At 66.7% G+C, this 6,461-nt stretch carries 4 protein-coding genes; all 4 read right to left on the bottom strand.

Going from position 1 to position 6,461, the window contains the following annotated elements:
* Positions 1-109: 109 nt before the first annotated feature.
* Entirely contained in the window at positions 110-1,324 is a 1,215-nt protein-coding gene (locus ENJ37_08770) for a chorismate synthase (protein HHL40586.1), read from the bottom strand.
* A gap of 136 nt (positions 1,325-1,460) precedes the next feature.
* Positions 1,461-3,341 (bottom strand): hypothetical protein, encoded by a 1,881-nt coding sequence (locus ENJ37_08765; protein HHL40585.1) that lies wholly within the window; start codon positions 3,339-3,341, stop codon positions 1,461-1,463.
* Between the two features lie 63 nt (positions 3,342-3,404).
* Positions 3,405-4,031 carry a hypothetical protein gene (locus tag ENJ37_08760; protein HHL40584.1) on the bottom strand — a complete coding sequence of 209 codons (627 nt, stop codon included), beginning with the start codon at positions 4,029-4,031 and terminating at the stop codon, positions 3,405-3,407.
* A 75-nt stretch (positions 4,032-4,106) separates the two neighbouring features.
* A partial coding sequence (gene pilQ / locus ENJ37_08755) for a type IV pilus secretin PilQ (protein ID HHL40583.1) occupies positions 4,107-6,461 on the bottom strand: 2,355 nt, incomplete at its 5' end.

Genomic DNA, 6,461 nt, shown 5'->3' with positions numbered 1-6,461 from the left:
CGGCCCCCACGGGAGGACCGGGCCGCAAAGGCGTAAAAGTCCCGCCTGGCGCGGCCCGGTCCTCCCGTGGGGGCCGCCCGGCGCACATAAAGCACTCCCCGCGCCCGCCTCAAGAGAAGTCCCTTACGATGCGGTCGAGGTAGCCTCTGTAGTTATAGTCGATCTCCTCGACCGAGTCGCCGCCGAACTTCTCGAGGAAGGCGCAGGCCACGGTGAAGGCGGCGGCCGCCTCGGCCACCACGGCCGCCGCGGCGACGGCGCAGGTGTCGCTTCGCTCGATGCTCGCCTTGAAGGGGCGCTTCGTCGCCATATCGACGGAGCGAAGCGGCCTGTAGAGCGTGGGTATGGGCTTCATGGCGGCCCTCAGCACGATGGGCTCGCCGTTTGTCATGCCGCCCTCGATGCCGCCGGCGTTGTTGGTCCTGCGGTAGTAGCCGCGGCCCACGGGCCAGTAGCCGTCGCCGCGCCCGGCCCTGCGGGCCGAGAAGAATATCTCGTCGTGGACCTTCGAGCCCGGCGTGGAGCTCACGGCAAAGCCCATGCCCACCTCCACGGCCTTCGTGGCCTGCACGCTCATGAGGGCCTGGGCGAGCCTTCCGTCGAGCCTGCGGTCCCAGTGGACGTGGCTTCCGAGCCCCGGCGGCACGCCCGTTACGACCACCTCGAAGGCGCCGCCGAGGCTGTCGCCCGCCTCCCTGGCCTCGTCTATGCGGCGGCGCATGAGCGCCGACACCGCCCTGTCCGGGCAGCGCACGTCGCTTCTTTCGGCGGCCCTGTAGAGTGCGTGGGGACTCCTCGCCCTCCGCGCCTCCCAGCGCACCCCCCCTATCTCCACGACCCAGCTCACCACGTCCATGCCGAAGCGGCGCACAAGGGCCTTGGCCGCGGCTCCCACGGCCACCCTCGCCGCCGTCTCGCGGGCGCTGGAGCGCTCCAGTATGTTGCGCACGTCTGCGGTGGCGTACTTCATGGCCCCGGCGAGGTCGGCGTGCCCCGGTCTCGGACGGGTCACGCGGCGAAGCTGCTCTTCGTCGGCGTCCCCGACGCCGCCCACGGCCATGGCGACCCGCCAGTTCTCCCAGTCGCGGTTTCTCACCGTCATGGCTATGGGCGAGCCCAGGGTGACACCGTGACGCACGCCGGCCGTTATCTCCACCCTGTCCTTCTCTATGGCCATGCGCCCGCCCCGGCCGTAGCCGACCTGGCGGCGCGCAAGGTCCGCGTTCACGGACTCCTCGCTCAGGGAAAGCCCCGAGGGCATGCCCTCGACGACGGCTGTAAGACCCTTCCCGTGCGACTCTCCGGCTGTCAGATACCTGAGCACTGCACACTCCGATGGATCGATCTATTACACCGGGGGAAACTTTCTGTAGAAGGGCCATAGGCCCACGTTTCCCCCAGGGTAATTAATCACAGTTTATACTTTTACGACCATGAAGGCAAGAGAAGAGCAGACCGGCTCAGTCCACCGTACCGCTTACCGACACCGACGAACAGGTCACCACGTCGCTCGATGTGACCGTCACCTCGATCGTCGAGCTCGCCGCCGCATCCGTGTCTCCCGAAGTGGGGTCGGAGAGCGTGAATGTCAGGATGAGTGGGCCGTCGGGCACGCTGTCGGGAAGGGTATAGGAAGTGGGCGAGAGATTCCCGACCGTGGCCGACAGGGTTATCTTCGTGCCGCCCACGAGAGAGTTGAGGTTGTAGTCGCCGAGCAGGAACTTGAAGGTCTCCGACTTGCCGTCGGCGATGGTGAACGAGGTCGGCGAGACGGCGCAGTACGACGAGTTGGTGGTGAAGGCCACGGTCTGGCTCTGCCAGATCATCTTGCTCGTCTGGCAGTTGCTCTTGCAGCCGGGGCCGTCCCACACACCGCTGGGACCGTCGAACTGGCCGTTGCCGTTGGCGTCTATGTACTCCTCGAAGGGGTTGCCCGAGGTCTGGCCGTCGTCGCGCGAGCCGTCGTCGTCCTTGTCTATGAAGGGCTCGCTCAGGTCGGTGAAGCCCTCGGACCTCTTGCCGGTTGTGCAGGTGGAGCCGCCGGTTACGTAGGTGGAGTAGCCGTCGGTGGTGCCGCCGTCGCACTCGCAGGTCATGTCCTGGGGACAGGCCGTGGTGGAGTAGGAGCGGTCGAAGAGGCCGTTGCCGTTCTCGTCGAGGAAGGCCTCCTCGCCCTGGACGGTGGCCAGCACCGTGACCCAGCCGTCGCGCGGGTGCACGGAGCCGTCGGTCGGTATGGAGAGGCCGAAGGTGGAGTTGACGCTGTTTATCATGGCCGTCTCGGTGGAGTCGATGGCCACGTCCGCCGGGTAGGGGAGCTGGGAACGCAGCTTCACCGACGTGGAGCCCGAGGCGTCGGTCGTGCTGCTGCGGTCGATGGCGCCGGCCTCGGTGTAGAACGAGACGGACGTGCCCTGCAGGACGTTGTAGTTGCCGAAGCGGTCGGCCACGAAGGCGCTTATGGTCGTCTCCTTGTTGATGTAGTCGGCCCCGCCGTCGACGACGCCCGGGATGTTGAGCGTGCTGGCGGCAAGCGAGAAGTGGGTGGCCGACGGTATGCCGCCTCCTATGCTTATGACGTTGGACGAGGCCGAGAGGGTCTGCCCGTCGACGGTGACCGAGGCCGTCACGGTGACGGGGCCCGCCACGGTGCCGCTCTTGAGCGTGACCGTGGCCTTGCCGCTCACGGTGGAGGCCGAGGCTGTGGTGGGGGAGGAATCGAGACTGCCTATGTACTCCCCTCCGTCCGACGGCAGACGGCCTCCGCTCGGCCCGCTCATGACGAAACTCACGGTCGTGCCGTCGGATACGGCGTTGCCGCTCGTGTCGTTGACCTGGAAGGTGAGGGTCGATGTCTCGGTCTGTCCGCTGCCCTTGAGCCCTATGACCTGCGGGGTCGCCGAGACGAAGGTTATGGAGCCGGCCGACGGGGCCTCGATGGTTATGTCGACGGTGGCCGTGGCCCCGCTCGCCTCGGCCGTGACGGTCACGGTGCCGGCCGTGCTTCCGGCCGTGAAGGTGGCGGTGGCCGTGCCGTTGAAGGTGGTGGCCTGGGAGGTGATGGAGCCGGCCGTGGAGCTGCTGAGCCTGAAGAGCACTATGGTGCCGTCGGGCGCGTTGGAGCCGTCGCTCTTCCTGACCGTGGCCTGCACGCTCGAGGTGGCCAGGAAGGTCAGCGTCGACGGCGTGGCCGTCAGAGAGACGGAGAGTGTGGTGGCCGATGTGGCCGTCGTCGTGCCGGCAGTGGCAGACGGCCCGTATGTCTTCGGGCTGTCGCCCGTGCCGCAGCCGTAGAGCAGCGCCGAGGCGAGCACGGCCGCAAAGATTCTCTTACAAGACATAAAGCACCCCGCTTGTATCCCAGTCGTTGCCGGCCGCGCCGCAGGCGCGCGGCGGCGTCGGCCTTAAGTGCCAGTGCCGCCCTGGCCCGAGCAGGCGTTGAAGTTGCCGAGCGTCACCACGGCGAAGGCCTTGGTCATGAGGTCGTTGCCGTACTCGTCCTGGGCATAGAAGGTGTAGACCACGTTGTACTCCGGGTAGCCGTAGGTCCAGGTCTGGCTGCCGCCGAGCGCCGGCACGTAGGTGCGCTTGAGGTCCTCGGGCATGAGCTTGACCGACATGGTGGCGTTTCCCCGAAGCCCCGTCTGAAGCTCTATCATGAGCGACTCGTAGTAGGTCCTCGTCGGAAAGCTCGGACCGGTGTAGCCGGTGACGATGCTGTACTCCACGGTGTAGTGGGTTATGGTCAGGAATCTCGCCGCCGGAGGGACGGTCACCCCGTCCATGTGCTTGGCCGTGAGCGTTATGTCGGCCCCGTGGGCGCCGAAGAGCTCGGGGTCGTCGGCCGTTCCGTCGCCGTTGCAGTCGGTGTTCCACACCATGTCCACGCTCCACGAGTCGGCGAGCGAGACGAGGTCGCGGGGAACGACCTTGTCCACCGAGAATATGATGCCGCTCGAACCGGAGCCGCCTCCGCCGCCTCCGCCGGTCTGGTCTCCACAGGAGACCACCAGCGCGGCAAGAACGGTCATGCAAAGACATCTTGTCAAAAAGGGCAGAGAACGCATCATCTCTCTCCTCCTGCGGGGCCCCTGGACATACGGCGACTACGAGCCATGGGACTTGACTATCTTGGGCGTGATGAATATGAGCAGCTCCGACTGGGAGTCCGACACGGACTTGCTCTTGAAGAGCCAGCCAAGCAGCGGGATATCCTTCATGAAAGGTATCCCCTTGGTCGTCCTCGAAGAGTCGGAGATGATTATGCCGCCGATGACCGTAGTCTCGCCGTCGCGCACGAGCACCTCGGTGGAGGCCTCCTTCGTGTTTATGCTCGGCTCGCCCGACTGGGTCCTGAAGGTGCCCAGCGAGTTGCGGGTGGCCTTTATCTTCATGAGCACGCTGCCGTCGGGGGTTATATGGGGCGTCACCGTAAGGCTCAGGTTCGCCTTCTTGAAGGTCGTGGCCGTGCCCGTGGCCGACGTCGTCTCGAAGGGTATCTCCTCGCCCTGCTCTATGACGGCCTCGCGGTTGTCGAGAGTCGTTATGCGGGGACGCGATATGGTCTTGAGAAGTCCCGACTGTTCGCCGGCCGAGAGGCTCAGGTCCAGGAGCAGGGGATTCTTGGCGAGCTTTCCTATGGTGAGCCCTATGCCCCCGAGCGAGCCGGCCGTACCGGTGGCCGGGAGGCTCACCGCGTAGTTCTGTGTTGTGAGTCCCGTGGTGGCCGTGGTGCCGAAGGAGTGGGTCAGCACCGAGTCGGTCAGGTTCTTGTAGTCGATGCCCCACTGGACGCCGAGGTCGCGGGCGAAGCTCGTCGACGCCTCCACTATCCTCGCCTCAATGAGGACCTGCGGTATGGGGGTGTCGAGCCTTGCCACAAGCTCCCTGGCCGCGTCTATGCTCTTCTGTATGTCCTTGATGATGAGCGTATTGGTGCGGTCCTCGCTCGTGACCGTGCCGCGCTCGCTCATCACCTCCCGGACCTGGGAGAGGAGGTCCGAGGCCGTGGCGTAGTTCACCGGTATGAGGTGGATCTTGAGCTCCTCGAGTTTCTCCTCGGCCTGCTTCGCCTCGAGGGCCGCGGCCTTCTCCTGCTTTATCTTGTCGGCCGGAGCGACCCATATGATGTTGCCCTCCTGGACCTTGTCGAGGTTCTTTGTGCGCAGTATGATGTCGAAGGCCTGGTCCCAGGGGACGTTCTTGAGCCGGAGCGTTATGGTGCCCACCACGTCGTCGCCCGTTATGATATTGAGGTTGCTCACCTCGGCGAGGAGCTTGAGCACGTCCGAGATGTTGGCGTCCACCATGTCGATGTCGATCCTGCGGCCCGTGTACCTGCGCTCGGCGCCTTCGGCGTCCCCCCCGGCCCCCCCGGCCTCGGCGGCCTCGGCGGCCTCGGCGGAAGGCGCGCCCTCTCCGACAGGGGTCTTCACCCCGGCCGCCGCCTCTTCAACGGGAGGTCCGGCGAGCGGAAAATCGATGTAGAGGTTTCCGCGGTCCTCCAGTATGTCGTAGGGGACCTTCTGCCTTACGAATATGAGGAGGCGGACCCGCTTTTCGGGCTCGGTCATGGCCTGGTAGGAGCTTATCTTGAGCACCGGCGTGCCGAGCTTCGTGGCGTCCAGCGTCCTTTCCAGGGCCTTGGGTATGACGGCGCCGTCGAAATCGACGGTTATCTTTCGGCCGCCGAGGCTCTCGGTGACCCTGTAACGGGGTCTGCGCGACCCTTCAACGACCACCCTCGCCGTGTCCCGAAGCCTCTCGAAACGCACGTCCTTGACGGCCATGGTCTTGTCCTCGAAGGACGCGGCCTTCGAAGCCGCCGGCGGTGCGGCCGGTTTGGGCGCAGGCGCGGCAGCGGCCGCAGGCGCGGCCTCCTTGGCCGAGACGGCCTCCCTGACCGGGACGGCCTTCTTGGCCGGAACGGCCTCGGCCTCCGTGGCGGCGGCCGCGGAGCCGGGACCGGCCGTCGGCCTCGGCGGTATGCTCACAACCGACTCCACACCGGGACCGAAGCCGGCGACCACGGGGCCGGTATCGACCCGAGGAGCCGGGACCGGCTCCCCGGAAGCGGCCGCCTCCTCGACCGTCTCCTCTTTCTTGAAGGCCCCCTCCACCACTTCGGCGGGACCGAAGCCGGCACTGGGGGCCGGCGGCGGAGATTCGGCAGCGGCCACAGGAGCGGCCTCCTTGGCAGAGACGGCCTCCCTGACCGGGACGGCCTCCCTGGCCGAGACGGCCTTCTCGGCCGGAACGCCCTCGGCCTCCGTGGCGGCGGCCTCGGAGCCGGGACCGGCCGTCGGCCTCGGCGGTACGCTCACAACCGACTCCACACCGGGACCGAAGCCGGCGACCACGGGGCCGGTATCGACCCGAGGAGCCGGGACCGGCTCCCCGGAAGCGGCCGCCTCCTCGACCGTCTCCTCTTTCTTGAAGGCCCCCTCCACCACTTCGGCGGG

This window comes from Deltaproteobacteria bacterium (genome assembly GCA_011375175.1).
Lineage (GTDB): Bacteria > Desulfobacterota > GWC2-55-46 > GWC2-55-46 > DRME01 > DRME01.
Note: the sequence above shows the minus strand (reverse complement) of the source record. Positions and strands in the feature narration are given on the sequence as shown.